Source organism: Mesorhizobium sp. B4-1-3 (genome assembly GCF_006439355.1).
Classification (GTDB): domain Bacteria; phylum Pseudomonadota; class Alphaproteobacteria; order Rhizobiales; family Rhizobiaceae; genus Mesorhizobium.
The window spans coordinates 45,801-67,205 of sequence record NZ_VFTG01000011.1; the positions used below are offsets into that span (position 1 = coordinate 45,801).

A 21,405-nucleotide genomic window follows, 5' to 3' on the forward strand; every position below is an offset into this window, starting at 1 on the left:
GTGAGCGACGCGATCATCTCGGTGCGCGACCTGCACAAATGGTATTCCGGCGTGCATGCGCTGAAGGGCGTGACCCTCGATTTCAAGCGAGGCGAGGCGCTTGGCCTGGTCGGTGACAACGGCGCCGGCAAGTCCACGCTGATTAACATCCTGTCGGGCGTCCACCGTGCCGACCAGGGCGAGATCAACGTCGAGGGCAGGGCGGTCAGCATCGCCACGCCGCGCGACGCCATGGATCTCGGCATCGAGACCATCTACCAGTACAACTCCATGGTACCCACCATGTCGATCGCCCGGAACCTGTTCATCGGCCGCGAGCCGACCCGGTTCTCGATCTTCGGCGTCGGCATCCTCGACCAGAAGAAGATGGCTGAGGAGAGCATCCGCGCGATCGCCAGTGTCGACCTGCATCTGCGCTCTCCCGAGGCGCTCGTCGGCGAGCTGTCCGGCGGCCAGCGCCAGGGCGTCGCCATCGCGCGCGCCATGCATTTCAAGTCCAAGGTGATGATCCTCGACGAGCCGACCAACCATCTCTCGGTCAAGGAGACCAATAAGGTGATCGGCTTCGTGCGCGGCTTGAAGGAGCAGGGGGTGACCGGCGTCTTCATCAGCCACAACATGCATCACGTCTTCGACTGCTGCGATCGCGTCGTGGCGATGGCGCGCGGCGAGGTGGTGCTGGACAAGCGCGTCGCGGACACCTCGATCGACGAAGTCCACTCTCTCTTGTGAGGAGAAGCTGATGAAGGCGCTCGCTGGTCGCAAAGTGCTGCTGACGGGTGGCCTGGGCTCGCTCGGCCGGGCCCAGGCTGTGACGCTGGCGCGGGCCGGCGCGCGCGTTGTGGTGCTCGATCGCCCGGATGCCGCGAACGCGGCGGAGATCGTCGCCGGGCTGGCCGGTGAGGCTAACGGCGACATTGCCTTCGTCGGCTGCGATCTCAACCTGCTGGTCGAGGCGCAAGCGACGGTTGCCGCGCTGGCGGCGAAGGAGGGTGGCATCGACATCCTGATCAACAACGCGGCGCTGATCATCAACCGACCGTTCGAGGAATTCTCGCTCGCCGAGTATGAGGACCAGATCCGCGTCAACTCCTCGGCCGCCTTCGCGCTGGCGCGGGCCTGCGCTCCGGGCATGAAGGCCAAGGGTTACGGCAAGATCGTCAACTTCTGCTCGATTACGCTGAACGGCCGCTGGGACGGCTACGTGCCCTATGTCGCGTCGAAGGGGGCGATGCTCGGCCTCACCAAGTCGCTGGCGCGCGAACTCGGGCCACAAGGCATCAGGGTCAACGCCGTGTCGCCGGGCGCAGTGGTCTCGGAGGCGGAAGAGCGCGTCTTTGGCGAGCGGCTGAAGGAGTACAATGACTGGATCCTCGCGAACCAGAGCCTGAAGAAGCGCATCGAGCCGGACAATGTCGCCGATCTCGTGCTGTTCCTCGTCTCGCCTGCCTCCGACATGATCAGCGGTCAGAACATCGCCGTCGACGGCGGCTGGTGATGGCTGGCGCGGTCGAGCTGAACGACGGGCGAGCAAGTCTGGTCCTAGCGCCTGAGAGAGGCGCCGCGATCGCCCGCTACGACGCGCTGGTGATCGGCAGCGCGCCGGTACCGCTGTTGAGGGCAGGGGATGGCACCGGCACGTCCGGCTGCCAGGTCCTGGTGCCGTGGTCGAACCGTATCTCGGGCGGCGGCTTCGAGTTCGAAGGCCGCTTCCACGCCGTCGCGCCGAATGTGCCTGGCGAAGCCTTTCCGATCCATGGGGACGGTTTCCAGAAGCCGTGGCGGCTGGCGCGCCACACCGACACCGCGGCGGAGCTGGTGCTCGACGACGGCGCGATCGGCCCTTACCGCTATGTGGCCTCGGTCGCCTACGCGCTGCAGGACGGCGTGCTGGAGGCGCACCTCACCATCGAGAACCGCGCCGGCATGCGCCTGCCTTACGGCCTCGGTTTCCATCCCTGGTTCCCGCGCGGCGACACGACTCTGCTGGAGGCCAGGGCGAAACGTGTCTGGCTGGAGGACGAGCGCCATCTGCCTGTCGGCGTCGTGCCGGTGAGCGAGCATCCGGCTTGGGATTTCGATCGTCCCATCCCGTTGCCGCTGGACTGGGTGAACAACGCCTTCGACGGCTGGAACCGCCGCGCCTCGATCGTGCAGCTCCAGGATGAGATCAAGGTCACGCTCACCGCCTCGCCGGAGCTTGGCGTCTATATCCTCTATTCGCCGTCGCCCGATGCCGGCTTCTTCTGCTTCGAGCCGGTCTCGCACCCGGTCGACGCGCATCATGGCGAGGGGCTGACGGTGCTCGACGATGGGCAAACGATAAGCGCGACGATGCGGCTGGATTGGGCGGTCGTTGAGACGGATTGAGCACCGCTTCCTCTACAACTCCTTCTCGGCCAGTTCCCTGAACCCGTCCGGCACCGAGCGCGTGCTTTCTAGCGCCACCGTTCCATAGCCCACCGCTTCCTTGCCGAAGCGCTGGCGGATCTTGTCGACGGCGCGGTCGGCGCCGAAGCGGGCGAGGCCCTTGCGGCTGCCGGGCTTCAGCCTCTGGTCTGCCAGGCCGAGCGGCAGTTCGAGCTGCAGCTCGGCTCCTTCCTCCAGATGCGAGACGGAGATCGCCAGCAGCGAGATGTCCCGCTCGCCCGGATGGGCGGCGAGCACACCGCGCACCAACTCCCCGGCGATCTCGGCGAGCATGGTGGTGGCCTGGATCGGCTGCTCCAGCGTGACGGAGCGGGTGACCGCGCGCATGTCGGCGAAGCGCACGCGCACCGTGACCGTGCGCCCGGGCCGGTCCTTGGCGCGCAACCGGCTCGCCACGCGGTCGGCCAGATGGAGCAGCGTCGGCACGAAGACACGCGGCAGCGCGGGCTTGCGGCCCAGCGCCGACTGCGCGCCGGCCGAATGCGCGCGCCGATGCGTATCGAGCTTGCGCGGGTCGCGGTTCCAGGCGAGCGCGGCGAGCTTCCGGCCGGCGGCATGACCGATCAGCCGCTCCAGCGCGCCGCTATGTGTGCGCGCCAACTGCCCGATCGTCTCTACGCCGATTTCGGCGAGCCTGGCCTTGGTCGCTGGGCCGACGCCCCACATCAGCGTGACGGGCAAATCGTGCAGGAAGGAAAGCTCGCTGCCGGGCTCGACCACCACCAGCCCGTCGGGCTTCGCCACCTGCGAGGCGATCTTGGCGAGGTGTTTCGTCCGCGCCACGCCGATCGAGATCGGCAGGCCGAGCTCAGCCTTCACCCGCTCGCGGATTTTTCGCGCGATCTCTTGCGGCGATCCGAACAAATGCGTGCAGCCGGCGACGTCGGCGAAGGCTTCGTCGATCGAGATGCGCTGGACGACCGGCGTGAAATCGTCGAGCACCTTGATCGCTGCGTCGCCGAGCCGCTGGTATTCGCTGAAGCGGCCGCCCACGAAGATGAGCTGCGGGCAGAGCTCGCGCGCCTTGCGGCCGGGCATGCCGCCACGCACGCCGAAGACTTTCGCCTCGTAGGACGCCGCTAGCACCACGCCACCGCCGACGGCGATCGGCTTGCCGCGCAACGATGGATCGAGCAACTGCTCGACCGACGCGTAGAAGGCGTCGAGATCGGCATGCAGGATGGTGGCGGCCGCAGCGGCGGTCGTGGTGGCGGCCATCGAACGCTCCCGTGGCCATTTGTGTGGCGTTGCAGCATTAGCTGCATCTTTTGTAAGGGGAATTATCGGAACATAAAGAGAACAAAAGAAGCTCTATGTCAAGCCACCACGTTTGAACGTGCAAGTTTCCACAACCTGCAGCTACAGCCACAGCTAGAGCGCAGGTTGCGTCCTGGGGAATGTTGCCGCAAGCGAAACAGGGGCGCCTCTGGGCGACCCGCTTTCCGCTTCTGTTCCGTGGTCTATACGCCCTCGCTTCTGCCGTCTCACCTCGAAGGCGATCGCTTGCGCATTCCGACCACTTCCAGCCCGGCTGCATGTTCATCCGCCCGAGCGTATAGCCCGGCAGCCGTACGATCTCGACACGCGTCTTGGCGGGCGCGCGGACCTCGTTGGGATTGTTGTGCGATTTGGATTCGAGCTTTATCACGTTTATTGCGACTTCGGCCATGGCAGTCCTCCCATTTGGCGCTTCTATCGAAAGTTATTGCAGACCTGGTCGCCGGGTGCTTTTCTGTTCTCGCGCTGGCACCGCGGTGGTTGAGGGACCAATCCGTTCTCGCCCGACAGGGAGAATTCGATGCGACCCTCGGCAAGGATCAAGGCAACACCGTCGCGGCTTCTCGCAACCCCCCATCAGCTTGATGCATCTGCTCCAGCGCGGCCGAGCACCGCGCCGGCGGCATATAGCCGGGCGAGGGGACAAACTTTTGGGCGGGACAATAAACAACCACCAGGAGGAAACCGATGCTTGATCAAGTCGTGGAAGGCTATCCGCGCCCGCCGTTCATTGCCGCCCGCCGGGGCCCGCCGGCGCTTCGCCAATGCTGCGACAGCTATGTCTGTCCGGTCTGCGCGCAGGTCGTCGAGCTGACGAATTATCGTCAGGTGCTATGGCACCAGCAGCCCGGTCATCAGCCGATGGACATCGAGGACTGAATATCGGCCGCGCTTCAAGGAATGGCCCGCGGTTCTCGAGAACACGCGGGCCGAGAGTGGAGTAGCGGCAACCAACGCTCTGCCAGCGCCTTCGGTTGCATCCGCCATCGCCAACCATGAAGCCATCGCGTCTTGATCGACGCCGGGTGCATATCGACGGTCTGGGGCCATCTTCAGACTGAAGTCTTACCTGTCGAACGCAGAGGCCCGAGACGTCGATTTGTGAGAAACAAGAGGACATCAATTTCATTGGGTAGCAAGCCGCCGGACATAGTCCCTTCATCGGCGGTTGACCACGGGGTGCCCGCCATTCCTGCGATATGGCGGGCACTCCTTCCCGGACCATTCTTGGAGCTGCTGGCCGTGCAACCTGGCAAGATCATCGCGAACCTGTTTGCCATGCTGCTTTTTGCCGGCCTGGTCGGCGGCGTCTTCCTGCTCTTCGGAAGGCCGCTCTGGCCACAACGCCAGGCCCAGATGGTGATCCTTCTTCCGATCGACACGATCGCGACAGGATCGGTGCGCAGGGCCTGTGTCGAGCCGTGCCTGCCGGCCCGCTTCGATCTCAAGCTCGCGCCTGTCAGGCCGCCCGATGAAGGCAGGCGGGGGAACCAGCCGGCGGCTCATGCCGTTGAATGAGCGAAGGGATGGCGCTGGCGGAGGCCGCCATGGACAATTTCGAACTCATCGATCTTCTGTGCGTCATCGACGCATGTGCGAGCGACCGTTCGGCCGGGCGTGTCGTGCCGATGTCGAAGGCGGTCGAGGAATTGCGCGTGTTGACTGGCGATTTCGTCTCGTCGGATGAGGATGCGACCAACGCCTTGACGCAGGTCGCGCTCGAGCGCGGCTGCGCGGTGCTCTTTGATGAGCAGGCGGGCGCGGATACTATGGACTTGGCGTAATCTCCTCCCAGACGGGAGATTGGTGCTCATTTCGCCAGGGTGATCATCCGGCCCGCATACGCCGCCCGGCTCCCGAGTTCGGCCGTGCAATCCGACTTTACGGCCGAATTCCCTATCATCGCGATAGTGTCGCCGACCAGCCGCAGGCAACTGCCTTGGGCGTTCATGTCCGAATTTCCAGTATAGGTGATGGTAGCGTCGGGGGCGTAGATGAAGCCGCTGACCACCGATCCGGATCCACCGCTGAACAACAGGGGCTGAGTGTTGCCATGCGCCTGGAAGATGGTGATGCCGGCGTAAGGACCGCTCGTCGGCGGCGAGAGGTTCACCTGCTCGTTGGCGTTGATGGTGAACTGCGAATTCTCCATCAGGAAGATCGTCACGCCCTGGCCGCTCAGGCTGCCGTTGCCGCCCGGCTTTATGGTGACGTTGCGCATGATGTAGGTGCCCGGATTGAGGGTGATCTTTCCCGACAAGGTCTTGTCGCAGTAGGTGCCCGGCGAGAGCGTCACCGTCTTGCCATTGGGCACCGGCAGGCAGAGCGTATAGGCAGGCGGAACGACATCGGCCAGCGGATCGAATGAAGCATATTGGTTCTCATGCGGCGCGCCGCAGGAAAGCGTGGCGTTGGGCGGCGTCAGCCCTTGCGTGCGGCCGACCGTCGAGACGCAGCCGGCGCTGACGGTCGCCGAGCCTCCGCGGCTGACGGCGTCGGGCGCATCCGAATTGGCCGCGATCACGCAGCCGTTCATCGCCACGTCGGTCGAGCCCTGCAGGCTGACCGCACTGTCGGCGTGCTGATCGAGCGCGAGCACGCAGGCTTGCGCGCCGGGTTTGAGCTTGACTGCGGCGCTGCGCGTCGCCGGCCAGGCAGGCATGCCGCTGATGAAGGCCGGCCGGCTGATGCTCGACGATAGCGAAATGAAGTAGGCGCCCGGATTGCCGCTTGCGCTGGCCTGGAAGGCGGCGAGGCTGCCCGATAGCTCCTGCGCGTCGGCTGCGCTCATATTGGCCGCAAAGAAGGTCTGGCCGAGTTGCTGCACGTCGCTCGCCGACATGCTTGCCTGGTATTTCGTGCCGATCGCGAGGCCAGCCGCGTCCAGCGAATTCTGCAACTGGGCGGCGTCGTCGCTCGTGCCTATTAGGTCGATGGATGCCGACACGCCGAGCATCAGCGGCAGCATGGCGACCGCGGCCGCGACCGCGAAGTTGCCGTGCCTCGATGCCAAAAATTGTCCCAACATGGAGCCCATCCTCGCTGACATGCAAGATGTGATAGGCGCGCCATCTCAACGAGCGATTTGCAAAAAAGATAAAATGCAGAAAGTGCTAAAACATCATACTTCCCTGGTACTTAGTCCTTAAGTCCGAGGCGTTGTAGGTCTAAAGTCTTAGTTGGCGCGGCGCAAGGTGGGGGCAGTAGCGCGCTGGGGTCCTACCGGCAAAAATCGAGTGGAATAATTAGGTATTCGTTCATATCGAAATGATGACGTGACGGCTGGGATAGCTTGGGCGCGCTCGGCCATGGCCTTTTCGGGTCGTTTTTTCAGACATCTTTTTTCTCGACTTTTTTTTCGACGCCTTTGCGGAAGCAAGGGCGGCAATGTCGCCACCATTTTCGCCCTCACCCTGCCGGTCGTCGTCGGCGGCGCGGGGCTCGGCGTCGAGACCTCCTACTGGTACTATTCGAGCCTGAAGCTGCAGGCGATCGCCGACGCTGCCGCCTATGCCGGCGCGTTGGAGAAGATCGCCGGATCCGACACCGCGGCTATCACAGCCGCGGCCATCTCGTCGGCCACCTCGAACGGGCTGGGCGGAGGCACAATCGTCGTCAATACGCCGCCGACCTCAGGGCCGAACACGGCCAAGAAGGCGGTGGAGGTTATCCTCAGCCAGAACCTCGACCGCATGTTCACCTCCATCTTCACCCAGACAAAGGTGCCGGAACAGGCGAGGGCGGTGGCGCTGATCACCGACGCTTCAAAGGCCTGCGTGCTGGCGCTCAATCCCTCCGCCTCGCAGGCAGCGCTTTTCTCCGGCAGCACCAGTGTCAAGCTCACGGGCTGCTCGGTCATGTCGAATTCACTCGCTTCCGACGCGATCAAGATTCAGGGCTCGGCAGGGGTCCAGACCGATTGTCTGATCACGGTCGGCGGCGTCCTGCTGAACAATCCGCCGACGATGGTCTGCAAGGCCCCGATCACCCACGCGCTGCCCGCCTCCGATCCTTTCGCCAGCCTGCCGGCACCGGGCACCACGCCATGCCGGACCGTCAGCAACGGCAAAACCTCGCAAACACTCCAAGCCGGCACCTACTGCAGCGGCATGGACCTCAACGGCAATGTCGCGCTGTCGACCGGTACTTATGTCGTGCAGGGCAACTTGAAGATCAACGCCGGCGCGGTCGTCACCTGCGCTGCACCCTGCACCAACGGCGTAACCATCTTCATGTCCGGCAGCAACACAGTCAGCATCAACGGCAACGCCACCGTGATACTGAGCGCGCCGACCTCGGGCACCTATTCCGGCGTGCTGTTCTACGGTGACAGGACGGGCAGCAGCGCTGCCAGCACTTTCAACGGGACCGCGACCTCGCTCTTGACCGGCGCCATCTATTTCCCCAGGCAGTTGGTCAGCTATCTCGGCAATTTCTCGGGTAAGAACGGCTGCACCCAGGTGATTGCAGACACCATCCAGTGGTCGGGCAATTCAACCATCAATCAAGACTGCTCGAGCCTTGGGATGAAGGACATTCCGGCGGCACAATCGGTCGCGGTCGTCGAGTGAAGCCTGTGGCCCGCCAACTCTTTTCGGCCGTTCATGACAAATCGGGCATAGCCGCGGTGGAGTTGGCGCTGGTCCTGCCGGTCCTGTGTGCAGCGTTGCTCGGAATCATGGACGGCTGGTCCTATGTCGCCAGTTCGCTATCGATGCGCGCCGGCGTGAAGACCGCGGCGAACTTTGTGATGGCGGGATCCGCCGATGACGGTGCGACACAGACCGTTGCGCTGGCGAGCTGGGAGAACAAGCCTTCCGACGCGCAGGTCACGATCAGTCGCATCTACAAGTGCGGCACCACCGTGGTCGATGCGTCGACCTTATGCAGTGGACCGAAAGCGCCGTCCGTCTACGTGCAGATCCAGGCATCCGGCACCTGGATCCCGCCCTTCACCTTCGGCCCATACCCAGACAACACCGTGCTCGGCCATCTGCAGGTGGTCCGTGTGCGCTGAACGAAGACTCCGGCTTTCGGCATTTGCGGCTGATGAGACGGGCGGCGCCGGTCTCGAATTCGCGCTGGTCGCGCCTTTTCTCATCATGCTGCTGTTCGGCATCTTCGCCTTCGGCTGGTCGATGAACAGCATATCCAGCGTCCGCTATGCGCTCGAAGCCTCCGCGCGTTCGCTGCAGCTCAACAACACGCTGACCCAGGCCGATATCCAGGCGATCGCCACGCAGAAGCTGCAGGCGCTTGGACTGCAGAATGTGCGCGTCACCATCACCACCGACCCGGCGAGCGGCGGCTTCCGCATGGCGCATGTCAATGCCAGCTACGCCTTCGTCATCAGCTTCCCTTACTTCAGCAATTTTCCAATCAGCTACACGACCTCGGTGACCGTGCCGTTGGTCGGCGGTTAGAGGATCGGTCCCCGGACGGGCAGCTGCGCCGAACCGGCTGGATTCCTGCGCGATCGGACATGGCTACTCTCTCGGCTTGTGCGGATGCGGGAGTGTCTCTTGGACCATGGTCTGGCGGGACAAGGGCCCTCATTGTTTCAAACGACCTAAGGGGGTTAGGTCTTTTGAATTTTCGTCTAATTTCAACATGTTAAGGTGATTTTTGGCGAGAGTTTTCGGGCGACTGCTGCCGCCCTCTCATTTCGCGACCGCAATTGCTTAAAGTTTATCCGACGCCATTAGGAAATTCTCATAAGACGCTACCTAGCGGTTGGGCGGATCGTGACGATTCATCTGCGGAGAAGCACAATGACATTGCGAAAGACACTCCTGGCGTCCCTCGCCATTCTGGCTTTGGCGTCGGCCCCGGCGCTCGCGGGCGCTGGCGGCAATGGTGGCGGCCACGGCCATGGCGGCGGCAATGGTAATGGCGGCAACGGCGGTAACGGAAACGGCAGCGCCGGCGGTAACGGCAACGGCAACAGCGGTGCTTCGCACGGTAAGTCGGCTTCCGCGCCGGGCCATAACAAGGGCACCGACAGCGCCTCGGACGACAGCGCGTCTGACGACAGCTTGACCGACAACACGACCACGGCCGCCACGCCCAAGGAAACGAACATCCACGCCAAGCTCGGCCGGCTGAACTCACTGAAGCGCAATCTGAGCGCCTACGAGCATTCCAAGAGCAAGAAATTCGCCGGTGTCCAAGCTTACGTGACGCAGGCCGCGGCAGCCAAGAACGCTCAGGCCAAGCTCGACGCGGCAAACGCCCAACTGGCCGCCGACCAGAGCAAGCTCACCGGCCTCACTCAGCAACTCGCCGACCTCAACGCGACCGTCACGACCGGCTTCACGGCCGAACAACAAGCGGCTCTCGATGCGCAGATCGCCGATGTTCAGGCGCAAATCGACGCCCAGAACACGGCAATCACCGCCGATAACCAGTCGGTCACCGATGCCCAGGCCGCAGTTGGCAACGCACCGCCTCCCACCGATGCATCCTTGGACGCCGCCCTTTCCGGCATGGCCAACAAGTCGGTCGACGCGGACGTGACGGCTGCGGCGAAGGCTATGTTGGCGAGCAAGATCGACGCGCAGGCCGCCGCCACGGCGGCGACAACGACCACGACCCCATAAGGCCGGGCGAACCGGACCAGAGGGCGAACGAAAGCCGCCGGGTCTTGCCCGGCGGCTTTTGATATGCCGGCGGTTGCGCATTGGCGATCTCAGAAAGAAAAATGGCTCGCCTCTTTCGAGGCGAGCCAAAGCGGGAGCCGCATTGTTGGGTGTCGGTTCCCGCTACAGGTTGCCACCTGTTTTGACGAATGGCCGGTGCTTTCTTGAACGATGAATACGCCGGCTTGGCGGCGCAAATTCGGGTGTCGCTGACGTCTTTCCGAAAAAATATCGTATTCCGACATACTTATCGTTGGCGTGACAGGCCGGCAACAGCTTTTGATGTTCGAGCCGGCAACCAGCGCGATTGCCTCAAGCCGTCTCGGGGCGTCCTGACCCTCGACGGGTCGGTGCCGGCCTAATGCGTTGGCGCGTCGGATCTCAGTCACCTTGTACTCGGTGAAGCACAACGCCAGTGTACCCGTGCGCTCCCTGTTCTTGCCCACCATGGTGCATGGCTTAGACTCCGCCGCCCCCCGGCGAGCCGAGCCCAGAGATGGGGAGCTGAGAAGACGACAGTCGATTCCTCGGGGATGTAGCTGTGCCGTCATCGAGCCCGCCACTGGTTCAGGCACCAGTAGGCGGGCCTTTGATGATCGGCCTAATCGGCGTGATCGAGGAGGCGGGTGGCGTCGGTGCGGCCCGCGTTGTGCTTGGCCCCGGCGTGATCGATGCCTTCGACGGTGATGGCGAACGTTCCGTTCTCGGTTCTGCCGATGAAGCCCTTCGCCTTGAGGTACCACAAATGGAATTCGAGGTGCTCGCGAGGGCAGCCCGACAGGCGCTCGAGCTCTTCGTCACCGATGCCCGGATTGTTAACGTCTCGCCGGCGCCTCACATAGAGAAGCGACAGCAGATTGGCCTGGATGACGCTGTCCCTCTCCATGCCGCCGCCATCGCGCGCTCCTTCCGCGAGTTCGTGGCGAAGGCCCAGATGCTCGCGATAAAGGATATCGTACTGTGCCCGTTTGGCCGGATCGCGAAGCGTATTGTGGGCTTCCACGATCTCGCTGAAACGCGATTCATTGCCGGTTTCCCGATTATCGGGATGGTAGCGCATGGCAAAGTAGCGGAAGATCCGCTCGATGGTCTCGGAATTGGCGTTCGGGCTTATTTCTAGAAGTTCGTAGTAGTCGATGAACATGTAATCGTGCTTCCGAAATTACGGAAACCACTCCCCAATTCCAAACATTGCTCAAATGCCGCGCGCTTGCAAGGCGCCGCCGGGCCGGTCCCGAACCGCTGCGGCCGACGCAAATGCCCGCCGCAATTGCTCTGACTTTCAAGCCGGATTCGGGATGTTGAAGGGCATGCGTTCACCCGCCTGCCGGAAGGGAAGGAGACGACTTGGTCGGCGCGCTGGTTCGCGGGCGTCCGATCGGCGAAACGCTCGCTCTCTACGCGCGGAATTGGAGAGCCTGCCGGACCGATCCGCGATCGCGGTGGAATAAATCCCGCACTCTGCTACGTTAGCCATGTTTGAAATTCAGGTGGCAACCTGGATGGGAGCCGACCTCAAGCCCGGCTCCCTTTTGGCTCGCCTCGAAAGAGGCGAGCCTTTTTGGCGGAACCCGGCGATCCACCTCAGCTTCGCCCGAAAGCGGCACCGACTTAGGTGCGCCATGGCTAATATGGCTTGCAAGGTGTAGACTTCGCAGAGTCGGGTTTTACAGAGGCATTGGGAGGACAGCAAATGCCACGGGTTTCGGAGCTCTTCTTCAAGACGGCCATCGTTTTTCTCATCCTGGGCATCGCCGCTGGGTTGCAGATGGCGATTTCGGGCGATCACGGCGCCTTCCCGGCGCATGCTCACATCAACCTTCTTGGCTGGGTCACCAGCGCCATCTTCGGCGGCTATTATGCGCTCAACCCGGCCAAGGCGGAACGTCGCATCGCCCTGATCCATTACGGCCTCTATACGGTCGGCCTCGTCGTCATGCTGCCTGCACTTTACTGGATGCTGGCGGCAGGCCATCCGGAGATCGAACCGGTCGTGGCGATAGGCTCGCTGATCGTTGCCGCTGCAGTGCTGGTCTTTGGCTTCGTCGTCTTTTCGTCGCCGGAGACGGTGCGCTCGGCCTCACCGGCCACCGCGCGCTAGGACAATTCCAGGAAAGTGTGAGCGGTTTCCGTCCGGATTGCGTAAAAACAATGGGATAGGGCATTTCGCCGTTTCCGTGAAACGGTGGAATGCGCTGGCTTGGCGAGCCGAGCAGGGCTCGGCTCCGATCAAGGAAGCCCTGCAAGCCGGCGTTGATCGCGCCGCAGTGAAGGCGCCCCGCCGGCGACGTTGCAAATGGATGGCGCCCGGAGCCCTGACGCCGAGGCGCAGCCCGCCTCCCGCGTTCAAGCAGAGAATGCGGCGTGCCAGGCTTGTTGCAGCGCGGCCGCCTCTCTCGCCTGCGAAATGCCACGCAAAGCGATCAGGGAAGCAATTTAGGGAACAGCCGCAAGATGAGGGCGTGGACGATGCCGTCGCGTTCGAACGGGCCGGGCATCTTCGCAGGCGCCGGGCTTGCATCCGCCTTGCCTTCGTCGGTCACGCGGGTCTCGCCGTGCACGAGCCAGACCACGGCCACGAAATAGCCGGCCTGCAGAACGACGGCCGCCAGAAACGTCCAGCCGATCGCCATCCAGGCGGATCCCGTGGACATGAAGGTCCAGCCGAGGATGACCAGAAGCGTCGCCACCATTCCCACAAGAAACTGCGGAAAATACATTTGCCCAACCGAGCGCCGCGACCACGTTCGGCCATCGACGATCTCGCCCATGTCTCTACCCATCTCGACCCATGCACCTTTTCCAGGTGGACCGCAAGCTTGAACGACTTGCCGGCTGGCCCATCGCCCTTTCGTCCGGTCCTGATAGGGACGACGGACGCAGGACTTCCGTTGCGACAACCGGGAATCGCGCCGGATCGTTCCCTGGGCACCAGCATTTAATGTGCATGTGCAGGCGGATACCGGCGTGTTCGGATGTCTTCCCTCACGCAAAAAGGCCCGCCAGCCGGGCGGGCCCTTGTCAGCTATGCTGGCCGGATCAGCTCAGGACCACTACGATCTTGTAGGTGTCCGGGTCGACAATGACGATGCGTCCGTCGGCCAACACGAAATACTCATAATTCTCATAGGCCGGAACGATCTTGACGATACGGGCCGGCAGGCGATGCAGACGCACCTTGTGGCGCGGCACCTCAACGCCGACCGAGATGTCGAAGTTGACGTCGCGAACCGGCTCGACATGGGTCTCATGAATGACCTGCGTGATCTGTGTCTTCTGCTCCACCGTCACGTTGTTGATCGAGGCCGTCTTGTTCTGGTCTGTCCCGGCATTGGTGTTGCCCTGGGCGTTCTGCTCAGTCTGCATCTTGGTATTGCCCTGGGCGTTCTGCTCGGTAGTAGTGCCGGTCTTACCCTGCGCGTTCTGCTGGGTCTGCATCTTGGTGTTGCCGCCCTGAGCATTCTGCTCAGTGGTCGTGCCGGTCTTGCCCTGAGCCTGCTGATCGGTCTGGGTCTTGGTCTTGTTCTGGGCATTCTGCTCGGTCGTGCCGGTCTTGCCCTGGGCGTTCTGCTCAGTCTGCATCTTGGTGTTGCCCTGAGCGTTCTGCTCCGTGGTGCCGGTCTTGCCCTGTGCCTGCTTCTTCTTCAGCTGTGTATTGTCCTGCGCGCTCTGGTCGGTATTGGCGCCGGCCTGACCCTGGGCCTGCTCGTCGGTCTTCATCTTGGTCTTGCCCTGGGCCTGCTCTTCGGTATTGGCGCCGGTCTTGCCCTGGGCGTTCATCTCGGTCTTCGATTTCATCTCGCCCTGCGCCTGCCCGCCGGCCTTGCCGCCCTTCTGGCAATCGGCCGTGCCGGCCGCGCAATTATCGCCACCGCTCGGCTGCGCGGATTCGGTTTGCGCCATCGCGGCGCCGCAACCGACGCCGAGCGCGATCATGCTCGTGATCAGCAGATGTTTCATTGGATTTCTCCTCGGAAAGTCGGTCCCTTCGCATGGGTAACCCCGCCCGAAACGCATTGTTCCGAAATTGTTGCGACGGCGAAGAGGATCATTTCGGCGAGAGTAATTTTGCCGGTGCCACCCAAAATTTGCAGGAACAACGCTGGTCGATTGGCGTTACGAGAATGCCGACCCGCTGTGGAAAATCGCAGGCGCAGCATCAAGGCGATTTGATTCAATCCACATAGGAGAGACGAACAATGAAAATGCACTTCACCTCCGCCGCCGCCGGCTTGCTGCTTCTTGCCGGCATTGGCGCGGCTGCCGCGCAGGATGTCGTCATCGCGCCGGAGCAGGAAACGGTTATCAAGGAATATGTGCACAAGCAGCCGCTGGCTTCGGTCGAGGTTCCCGGCGTCAAGCTCAGCGTCGGCAGCACGCTTCCCGACACAGTCGAGTTGCATGAGGTTCCAAACGTGAAATACCGGTATGTTGTCGTCGACAACCAGACGGTCATCGTCGATCCCGGTACACGCAAGATCGTCAAGGTGCTCAATTAATCGATAACGCGCCGAATCGGATGGCCCGTCGCCGGTTTTTGGCGGCGGGCCATTAACCGATTATTATTTGTTACCATGTGCTAACGGAACCTTCCCTTTGCGCCTGAGTTAGCGGCTCTGGGTCCACGCTGTCTCACAGACAACACAAAGCAATGGCAGTGTGGGGATTCGGGCGGTGGCGAACAGATATGGGCGGGTCGAGGAGGAGTTTGACGAACATGTCGAAACGAGAAGTCGGAACATCCCGTTCCCTCGGGATACGCGTCGCCGATCTCAAAGCCAGGATGCGGGACGCCCGGATTACCGAGCATGAGATGAAGGCCTTCCAGAAGGTCGCGGCCATCATGGGGGGCGGCGAGGGCTCCTTACGCATCGAGGCCGATGATCTGATCGCCGCGTCCTTCGTCACCGAGGCGCTGGGCGAATCGACGTCGACCTGACAGCGGCCACCAGCCCCGAAATCCACTCACAGAAGCACTCGACCGCCACCCCGGCGAGGCGGCGGTCTGCAGGCGTATGGCTGCGGTGTGGCGCAACCGACGACGTCCAACACGTTTCACGTGTTCGATGGCCTCAAAGAAGGCCTTAGCCCACCTCGTTGAGCGAAGGTCTATCCAGACACGTGTCGGTTCTGCGCCCGGTTTTCGCGCGCTCGGTTGCGCCTGATCTTCGCTTCGCGTAGCATCACGACCGGATCGGCGCCGGTCCACTCGATGCCCGCTTTCTTCGCAAAGATCAGGAATGCCTGCCGCGCCTTGTCGAGATCGATCTCCCCGGTCCGCGCAGCCTCGCAGGAGCGCAGCGCCGCGACGTAACTCTCGTCCCGCGCGGCCGACGGCCACTCCTTGAGAAAGTTCTGCATCGCGGTCAGCGAGGTGATTTCGCGCTTGAAACCGGCGCCGACTGCGATCGCCACCGGGGATCGAAATTCGATGTCGCTTCTGATGGAACTTTTTCGCATGACGCCGCCGCCCTATGGATTTCAAAGTTTTGGGAAGTTTCAATGCCTTCCAATGCCCGGCCGATGCGAAGGTTCCGCCAAATCAATTAGCCGTCCCTGACGGAACAACACCTTGCCAGGGGCGTTTGCCCCGGGAGCTCCAACGTTCGACCTGCCTGTGTTTCCGCCCCGCGGAGCCCAGGCGGAGCTCGCCCACGCAACAGGAGAGAAACGATGAAAACCATCCTCATTCCAGCTGTCGCCGGCCTGGCACTGATGGCCGGTATCGGCATCGCGGCCGCGGACGAGGTGATTGTCACCCCTGAGCAGCAGACCGTGGTCAAGGAATATGTCCACAAGCATCCGGTCGCCTCGGTCAACGTGCTCGGCCTCGAGCTCGGCATAGGCTCCACCGTGCCCGACACCGTCGAGCTGCAGGAGGTTCCGGACGTCCAGTACCGCTATGCGGTCGTCAACGATCACACGGTGCTGATCGACCCCGGCACGCGCCGCGTCGTGCAGGTGATCCAGTAACGGGTGGTCCAAGAACACTTGGGCCCTGAAGAGCCCGATCCTTCCGCGGAAGGATCGGGCTCTTTTCGCATCCTCGCAAAAGGCCTAAAATACGCAGCGGTTTGGGAGGCAGCGAAGCGGAAGGAGTCGTTGCCATGCATCATCCACACGTCGAATCACCTGACATCGCGCGCCAAGTCGACAGGCTGCTGGCCGAGCGCGGCGATGGGCTGCTGTCGATCAGGAAGGCGGTCACGCTGCTGCGCGAGCGTACCGGAACCGAGCGTTCCGACGCCGATCTCACCGGGCTGATCGTCAAGAAAGCCGCGCATCTCGGTATCATGGTCCTCTCCGACGACTAACGAGCCATCACCTGAGCTTGCTTCAGCTGCGTCTGCGCACCGCGTCGACACCCAAGACGCCGCGCGAAAATTCGGCTAGTGTTCGCGCTGGGGAACCGTCCCAACTTTAGGAGGCGACAGTGACGGACGACAGGCACGAACGCATTCGCCAGCGGGCGCACGAGATCTGGGAGCAGGCCGGCCGGCCTGAGGGCGCGCATCTCGATCACTGGGACCGGGCGACCGCCGAGATCGATGCGGCGGGCAAGGCGAAGAGTCCGAAGAAGACCGCTGCCAAGGCCGAGAAGCCAAAAGCCAAGGCTCCCGCCAAGGCAAAGGCGGCCAAACCGAAAGCCAAGGCTTGATCGCCGGCGGCCGCGCCGCCGCCGGCTCATCCCGATAAACGACCGGACTTGGCTCCTCCGCTTCTCGGCGGTATGGAGATGCTTCAACCTCCGTTGGGGCGGGGCGCGCTCCCAGGCTGGGGGCAACCAATGTTCAGATATCTTCTTGCGCCGGCGACCTCGGCGCGGCACCGCTCTTCGCGGTGGCGCCATGCCAGGCGGCGGTCGATCTCGGCCGCGCTCGCCGCGCCCGATCTCGTGCAGGGCGAGCTTTCGGTGTACGCCTCAACTGGGGCAATGCCGGCTACGCCAATGCCTTCGGCATCACTGGCGCCGCGGTGCTCAGCGAAGGCTTCGCCGATGGCGGCCGGCTGACCGGCACGCTCGGCATCCCTTCGCCGGCAGCCAGATTGGCGACAGCGCGGGGCTGCAGTTCAGTGGTAGGGGAGGTTACCGCTTCCCTTGCTTTCCGGCGTATCGCGCGACCGCGCACAGGAAAGCCAGTGCGGCCGTATCGCAGGCGGCCCGCGACGGCGACGGGCCCTTGGCGAAAAGAACCGCGTCCGCGACGGGGATCGTCAGGCCGTGCTTGCGCGCGAATGAGATGACTTCGTAGGGCTGATCGTCGAGTTGTATGCCGATGTCGATGTGCTGGTTCATCAAAACGAATTCCTCCCTGGTGTGCGGCTTTACCCTCCTTCGCCTGAGAGGAATTAACCACCGGCCGTTCTTGCGCGTCCACCAATTGGCAATTGTGTGAAACGATGCATTTTTGGACGGGTGGCCTAAGGGTTGTAGCGGTGCGATTGTCTGGTCACCATGCGTCGCTCGACCGGGCGAACCTTACCCCCGCCGCGATCATCGCGCTTTCGCATTCGCTGATCAGCCTCAGATTGCGCGAATACCGCGCCACCGTCTCCGGCAGCCAAGCCGCGCAAGCCTCGACATAGGCGCGGCCATGCACCAGCGTGCCGGTCGAAAGCCGCTCGTCCTTCTCCGCGATCACCTTCAGATATTGCCGGATGAAGCGTATGTCGTCGGCGATATCCTGGCTGGCCATGCGCCATGCGCCGGCGAGACGTTCGCGCTCCGCGAGCGGCAGTGGCGACAGCAAGGGGCGGAGAGGTCGGCAAAAGCGGCATGGTTCGCGGTGTCCAAGCAAGTCCCCTCAAAAGAAGGGAGGTATCGTACTTTATGTACGAAATACAATCAAGCGCTATTCGTACAATTTGAACGATCCGGTGCCTGCGGTGTCTTCCCTCATGAAGGAAGATTGGGGCTCACATATCGATCATCGACCGCTTCACCCGCCCGATGATGGTGATCGCCCCCTCCAGCTCCGGCGGTGGGATGTCGAGATAGGAGGCCGGCTGGAATGGCGGATTGTCGTTCGGACGGTAGCGCTTGTAGGTGGCGCGTCCGGTCTCGTCGGCGATCACGTAGCAGCCATTGGTCACCAGCCGCTTGTCGCGCAAATTGACGAAGATGATCGAATCCGGCGGCGAGATCTTGTTCATCGACGGACCGTCGACGCGGAGCGCGATCCATTCGCCTTCCTCGAGGTCGGCGGTGGGGATGGTAGGATAGTCTGAGAGGTTGACGACGCTGTCCTGGCTGCCGAGCTCGCCGGCGCTGATCCAGGACACGATCGGCACGTCGACGGTGGCGGGCGAGGAGACGAGGCTGACCGGCGCCGCTTCCGCGCCATCGGCATTGAACAAGAGCCAGCCGGGGTCGACGCCGAACAGCCGGCCGTATTTCTCGGCAGCTTTCCGCGACAACGGCCTGTTGCCGTTCTCGTGGCTGATGAGGGTGTTCTTGTTAATTTCGCGCAGCGCCCGCGCGGCATCGCTTGGCGAAGCATAGCCGGCCTGGGCGCGCGCCTGCTGCAATCTGTGCCGGGAATCCATCATCGTACAAAATGCCTGAAAATAATCGTCCAAAGTGTACGATTTCGCTTGCGCGCCTTTCGTACATAACGTACGCTTAGCGCATGAATGAGCATCCCGCAAGCATTTCCGCACTGCCCGTGATTCCGGCGCTACCCATGAGCATCTCAGGACTTGCCGGCTCCTGGCAGGGCATCGGCGCTTTCGCCGCCACGCAAGGGGAGGCGACATGAACGCGCCCCTGTCCGTACAATTCGAACGGTCTTGCCTGTTCGAATCGCCTGTCGAATTCCAATCGTCCGGACCGTCCTCCTCCCCGGTCCGGGCGCGTTCCGGGGCACTTGCCCCGGATCCGGTCGAGCCGCCCGCACCCCGGTTCACCGGAAAGGCCGGAGCCGTTCCTCCCCCGGCTCCGGCCTCCAATTCGGGCACAAGCTGCATCCGCACCGAAGACGGCACCGTCATCTTGTTCGACCGGATGACGGGGCACGCGGTGTCCGGGCTAACCCGCGCCGCCGCCGAGGCCGCGCTCCTTCGCCTGGGCCCTCCAGGCGGCGCCTGACCTTCAACGCCTTCGCCGACCTGACCAAACGGCCTAACGGCCGAATCCTGGCGCTTGGCCGAAAGCCGGGCGCTTCGCCCCAGCGCTTCGCAATCAATGGAACGAGACATGGCCGCTGCCTACACCGAAAAGGAAATCGGCGAGATCGCCGCCTTGCTGAAGGAGGGGCTTTCGGCCTCGCGCATCGCCGGCCGCTTCAGCGCGCTGCGCGGCGCTCCGGTTTCGCGCAGCGCCATCATCGGCATAGTCCACCGCAACGCCGGTTTGAGCGCCATCGGCTTCGCCAATCCCAAAGGCGGTCGCGCCGGAGGCCGACCGAGGAAGCGTGCAAGGCCGGATCGCCCTGGGTGGGGCAGGGTGGCGGCTGGAAGCGTGACGCTCTCCGAGCCGGCCGCGCTTGCCAGATACGCCGAACTGGCGGAGGACGCCGACACCGCAACCGCCAATCTCCCCCCGAGTGGGGGAGATGTCCGGTCCACCCTCCGCAACTGCGGCCCAGTTGCTGCGGAGGACGGGCAGGACAGAGAGGGGTGCTGTCCCGCAGGCCTGTCCGTCGATGGAACCGTCACGCAAGCGAATCTCGTCACCGCCCGCACCCCCAAGGCCAAAAAGCCCAAGGCCCGCAAACCTGCCCGCACGCTGCCACCGGCATGGCTGACCCCCGGCGCTCGCGAGAAATCCGAGGCGCATCTCTATAAGCTCCCGGCCCCTCCGCCGCCCGTAAACCCCGGCCGCCAGCCGCACGTCGCCGCGATGCGCTTCCTCGACTGTCTGTTCGGCCGCTGCCGTGCGCCGCTCGATCTGGCGCTGCGCGAGGATGCCGAAGCCGATCCCGTCGGCGCGCGCCCGGGACCGGACATGCTCTGCTGCGGCCTGCCGACGTCGGCCACGCGCTCCTACTGCGCGCATCACCATGCAAGGTTCCACGGCCAGCGCGGGAGAGGGGTGTGAAAGGCGTCCCGGCAAGATCGAGGTTCCTCGCCTTACAAAGTAGGGAGAGGTGGCTCGGCAAAGCCGAGACGGAGAGGAGAGCGCCCTATGAGGGCCCCGCTCCGTCCGCTTCGCGGACACCTCTCCTCCGCCTTGGCGGGGGCGAGGAACCCAGTTCTGACACGTCCCACCCAACCCCGAGGACCGCACCATGCCCCGCAAGACCGCCAAGAAACCCCAACCGCCAAAGCTCCCCAAGGGCGAGGCCGAGCAGGTGCGCATCCGCCGCGAAATCGGCCACGACTTCGCGCTGAAGCACGACGCCTTCGGCCGCCAGCGGCTGACCGCCGGCACGGCCGAGGCGCGGCGCGTCTACGAAGTCTCGAACGGCGGCTACACCTCCACCGGCGGCGTCGTGCGCCTGCGCAATGTCGATCCGCTCACCGGCATCACCTCGCTGACGCGCCAGCAGCGCGAGGCCGGCCAGCGCTTTCGCGACGATTTCGAGCGCAGCCAGCGCGAGGGCCTGCAGCCGCAATCCTGGAGCGAGCGTGTCGATAGCGGACGCGTCGGCGGTGGCGTCCCAGATCGGGTGCTGTCAGCCGGCCGGGCGTATGCCCACGCCGTGGCCGCGCTCGCGCATTGGGAGGTGGCCGATGTGGTGCGCAAGATTTGCCTCGAAGGCCAGTCAGTGAAAGCTGTCGCTGAGCGTAGCGGTGAGGGGAGGGATGTTGTGGTGAAGCTGCTGAAGGTCGGGCTGGATCTGCTCGCGGTGCACTATGGGATGATGGGGAGGCGGGCGGGGTGAGGGGTAGCATGGACGTAGCCAAATCAAGGGCCTGGCAAAGCGAAGTGAATCACGATGTAAGGTGCTGGCGTGAACTTGCAGAGGCATGGTGCTGCCCCTCATCCGCCCTTAGGCATCTTCTCTTGGTAAACGGGGCGAAGGGAGGGGCGCGACGCCGGAGACAGCCCCTTTCACGATACGGAGAGAAATGACCGGCAGGGCAATGAGGGCGGCGCCGACCTTTAGTTTTTGCC

Annotated in this window: 27 protein-coding genes; 18 read left to right on the forward strand and 9 right to left on the reverse strand. The window is 63.4% G+C overall.

The annotated features are described in order from the left end of the window. Genes FJW06_RS16050 through FJW06_RS16060 form a run of 3 tightly spaced genes read left to right on the forward strand, consistent with a single transcriptional unit; the run spans position 1 to position 2,370 of the window. A complete protein-coding gene (locus tag FJW06_RS16050; RefSeq protein ID WP_140753216.1) occupies positions 1 to 732 on the forward strand; it encodes an ATP-binding cassette domain-containing protein in 732 nt (243 codons plus the stop codon). 10 nt (positions 733 to 742) lie between these two features. Next, on the forward strand, positions 743 to 1,498 hold the full coding sequence (locus tag FJW06_RS16055; protein WP_140753217.1) for an SDR family oxidoreductase: 756 nt from the start codon (positions 743 to 745) through the stop codon (positions 1,496 to 1,498). Beyond that, on the forward strand, positions 1,498 to 2,370 hold the full coding sequence (locus FJW06_RS16060) for an aldose 1-epimerase (protein ID WP_140753218.1): 873 nt from the start codon (positions 1,498 to 1,500) through the stop codon (positions 2,368 to 2,370). The genes FJW06_RS16055 and FJW06_RS16060 overlap by 1 nt, the downstream gene beginning before the upstream one ends. Before the next feature lie 12 nt (positions 2,371 to 2,382). On the opposite strand, the gene dinB is transcribed toward FJW06_RS16060, so the two are convergent. Further along, positions 2,383 to 3,648 carry a DNA polymerase IV gene (gene dinB, locus FJW06_RS16065; RefSeq protein WP_140753219.1) on the reverse strand — a complete coding sequence of 422 codons (1,266 nt, stop codon included), beginning with the start codon at positions 3,646 to 3,648 and terminating at the stop codon, positions 2,383 to 2,385. Positions 3,649 to 4,395: 747 nt separating this feature from the next. Here dinB and FJW06_RS16075 point away from each other — a divergent pair. From FJW06_RS16075 to FJW06_RS16085, 3 genes are all read left to right on the forward strand, one after another. After that, the gene (locus FJW06_RS16075) at positions 4,396 to 4,587 is read left to right on the forward strand and encodes a hypothetical protein (RefSeq protein WP_140753220.1); all 192 of its coding nucleotides are present in this window, start codon (positions 4,396 to 4,398) and stop codon (positions 4,585 to 4,587) included. Positions 4,588 to 4,935: 348 nt separating this feature from the next. Beyond that, positions 4,936 to 5,226, forward strand: coding sequence for a polymerase (locus FJW06_RS16080; RefSeq protein WP_140753221.1), 291 nt, complete (start codon positions 4,936 to 4,938; stop codon positions 5,224 to 5,226). A 29-nt stretch (positions 5,227 to 5,255) separates the two neighbouring features. Next, the gene (locus FJW06_RS16085) at positions 5,256 to 5,492 is read left to right on the forward strand and encodes a hypothetical protein (RefSeq protein ID WP_140753222.1); all 237 of its coding nucleotides are present in this window, start codon (positions 5,256 to 5,258) and stop codon (positions 5,490 to 5,492) included. Between the two features lie 26 nt (positions 5,493 to 5,518). On the opposite strand, the gene FJW06_RS16090 is transcribed toward FJW06_RS16085, so the two are convergent. Beyond that, positions 5,519 to 6,736 (reverse strand): pilus assembly protein, encoded by a 1,218-nt coding sequence (locus FJW06_RS16090; protein ID WP_348644050.1) that lies wholly within the window; start codon positions 6,734 to 6,736, stop codon positions 5,519 to 5,521. 280 nt (positions 6,737 to 7,016) lie between these two features. Here FJW06_RS16090 and FJW06_RS16095 point away from each other — a divergent pair, with 280 nt between their 5' ends. The 4 genes from FJW06_RS16095 to FJW06_RS16110 all read left to right on the forward strand — a co-directional run bounded on the left by FJW06_RS16095 (position 7,017) and on the right by FJW06_RS16110 (position 10,307). After that, complete coding sequence (locus FJW06_RS16095; RefSeq protein WP_140753224.1) at positions 7,017 to 8,279, forward strand: pilus assembly protein TadG-related protein; 1,263 nt, start codon at positions 7,017 to 7,019, stop codon at positions 8,277 to 8,279. A 5-nt stretch (positions 8,280 to 8,284) separates the two neighbouring features. After that, positions 8,285 to 8,725, forward strand: coding sequence for a TadE/TadG family type IV pilus assembly protein (locus tag FJW06_RS30565; protein WP_140753225.1), 441 nt, complete (start codon positions 8,285 to 8,287; stop codon positions 8,723 to 8,725). Next, entirely contained in the window at positions 8,715 to 9,131 is a 417-nt protein-coding gene (locus tag FJW06_RS16105; RefSeq protein ID WP_246674639.1) for a TadE/TadG family type IV pilus assembly protein, read from the forward strand. The genes FJW06_RS30565 and FJW06_RS16105 overlap by 11 nt, the downstream gene beginning before the upstream one ends. Before the next feature lie 348 nt (positions 9,132 to 9,479). Next, positions 9,480 to 10,307 (forward strand): hypothetical protein, encoded by an 828-nt coding sequence (locus FJW06_RS16110; RefSeq protein WP_140753227.1) that lies wholly within the window; start codon positions 9,480 to 9,482, stop codon positions 10,305 to 10,307. A gap of 640 nt (positions 10,308 to 10,947) precedes the next feature. Here FJW06_RS16110 and FJW06_RS16115 read toward each other — a convergent pair. Next, the gene (locus FJW06_RS16115) at positions 10,948 to 11,490 is read right to left on the reverse strand and encodes a DnaJ domain-containing protein (protein ID WP_140753228.1); all 543 of its coding nucleotides are present in this window, start codon (positions 11,488 to 11,490) and stop codon (positions 10,948 to 10,950) included. 549 nt (positions 11,491 to 12,039) lie between these two features. Here FJW06_RS16115 and FJW06_RS16120 point away from each other — a divergent pair. Beyond that, positions 12,040 to 12,447: a hypothetical protein gene (locus FJW06_RS16120; protein ID WP_140753229.1), complete on the forward strand. Its 408-nt coding sequence runs from the start codon at positions 12,040 to 12,042 to the stop codon at positions 12,445 to 12,447. Between the two features lie 322 nt (positions 12,448 to 12,769). Here FJW06_RS16120 and FJW06_RS16125 read toward each other — a convergent pair whose 3' ends face one another. Further along, complete coding sequence (locus FJW06_RS16125) at positions 12,770 to 13,117, reverse strand: hypothetical protein (RefSeq protein ID WP_246674640.1); 348 nt, start codon at positions 13,115 to 13,117, stop codon at positions 12,770 to 12,772. A 268-nt stretch (positions 13,118 to 13,385) separates the two neighbouring features. After that, positions 13,386 to 14,306 (reverse strand): DUF1236 domain-containing protein, encoded by a 921-nt coding sequence (locus FJW06_RS16130; protein WP_140753230.1) that lies wholly within the window; start codon positions 14,304 to 14,306, stop codon positions 13,386 to 13,388. A gap of 239 nt (positions 14,307 to 14,545) precedes the next feature. Here FJW06_RS16130 and FJW06_RS16135 point away from each other — a divergent pair, with 239 nt between their 5' ends. Both FJW06_RS16135 and FJW06_RS16140 read left to right on the forward strand, forming a co-directional pair. Then, positions 14,546 to 14,845 (forward strand): DUF1236 domain-containing protein, encoded by a 300-nt coding sequence (locus FJW06_RS16135; RefSeq protein ID WP_140753231.1) that lies wholly within the window; start codon positions 14,546 to 14,548, stop codon positions 14,843 to 14,845. Positions 14,846 to 15,063: 218 nt separating this feature from the next. Continuing rightward, complete coding sequence (locus FJW06_RS16140; RefSeq protein WP_140753232.1) at positions 15,064 to 15,285, forward strand: hypothetical protein; 222 nt, start codon at positions 15,064 to 15,066, stop codon at positions 15,283 to 15,285. Positions 15,286 to 15,455: 170 nt separating this feature from the next. Here FJW06_RS16140 and FJW06_RS16145 read toward each other — a convergent pair whose 3' ends face one another. Further along, complete coding sequence (locus tag FJW06_RS16145) at positions 15,456 to 15,761, reverse strand: DUF982 domain-containing protein (RefSeq protein WP_246674641.1); 306 nt, start codon at positions 15,759 to 15,761, stop codon at positions 15,456 to 15,458. 258 nt (positions 15,762 to 16,019) lie between these two features. On the opposite strand from FJW06_RS16145, the gene FJW06_RS16150 reads away from it, so the two are divergent. The 3 genes from FJW06_RS16150 to FJW06_RS16160 all read left to right on the forward strand — a co-directional run bounded on the left by FJW06_RS16150 (position 16,020) and on the right by FJW06_RS16160 (position 17,004). Beyond that, on the forward strand, positions 16,020 to 16,319 hold the full coding sequence (locus tag FJW06_RS16150) for a DUF1236 domain-containing protein (protein ID WP_140753234.1): 300 nt from the start codon (positions 16,020 to 16,022) through the stop codon (positions 16,317 to 16,319). Between the two features lie 134 nt (positions 16,320 to 16,453). Continuing rightward, positions 16,454 to 16,660 (forward strand): hypothetical protein, encoded by a 207-nt coding sequence (locus FJW06_RS16155; protein WP_073987464.1) that lies wholly within the window; start codon positions 16,454 to 16,456, stop codon positions 16,658 to 16,660. A 119-nt stretch (positions 16,661 to 16,779) separates the two neighbouring features. Further along, a complete protein-coding gene (locus FJW06_RS16160; RefSeq protein ID WP_140753235.1) occupies positions 16,780 to 17,004 on the forward strand; it encodes a DUF2934 domain-containing protein in 225 nt (74 codons plus the stop codon). Positions 17,005 to 17,433: 429 nt separating this feature from the next. Here the strand turns inward: FJW06_RS16160 and FJW06_RS16165 are convergent, their stop codons facing one another. The 3 genes from FJW06_RS16165 to FJW06_RS16175 all read right to left on the reverse strand — a co-directional run bounded on the left by FJW06_RS16165 (position 17,434) and on the right by FJW06_RS16175 (position 18,896). Beyond that, positions 17,434 to 17,643, reverse strand: coding sequence for a hypothetical protein (locus FJW06_RS16165; RefSeq protein WP_140753236.1), 210 nt, complete (start codon positions 17,641 to 17,643; stop codon positions 17,434 to 17,436). 154 nt (positions 17,644 to 17,797) lie between these two features. Continuing rightward, the gene (locus FJW06_RS16170; protein WP_140753237.1) at positions 17,798 to 18,043 is read right to left on the reverse strand and encodes a hypothetical protein; all 246 of its coding nucleotides are present in this window, start codon (positions 18,041 to 18,043) and stop codon (positions 17,798 to 17,800) included. Positions 18,044 to 18,263: 220 nt separating this feature from the next. After that, positions 18,264 to 18,896, reverse strand: a complete 633-nt coding sequence (locus FJW06_RS16175; protein WP_140753238.1) for an XRE family transcriptional regulator — start codon at positions 18,894 to 18,896, stop codon at positions 18,264 to 18,266. A gap of 646 nt (positions 18,897 to 19,542) precedes the next feature. Between FJW06_RS16175 and FJW06_RS16185 the strand changes: the two genes are divergently transcribed. Continuing rightward, complete coding sequence (locus FJW06_RS16185) at positions 19,543 to 20,385, forward strand: GcrA cell cycle regulator (protein ID WP_246674642.1); 843 nt, start codon at positions 19,543 to 19,545, stop codon at positions 20,383 to 20,385. Between the two features lie 190 nt (positions 20,386 to 20,575). After that, on the forward strand, positions 20,576 to 21,172 hold the full coding sequence (locus FJW06_RS16190) for a DUF6456 domain-containing protein (RefSeq protein ID WP_140753241.1): 597 nt from the start codon (positions 20,576 to 20,578) through the stop codon (positions 21,170 to 21,172). Positions 21,173 to 21,405: the final 233 nt, after the last annotated feature.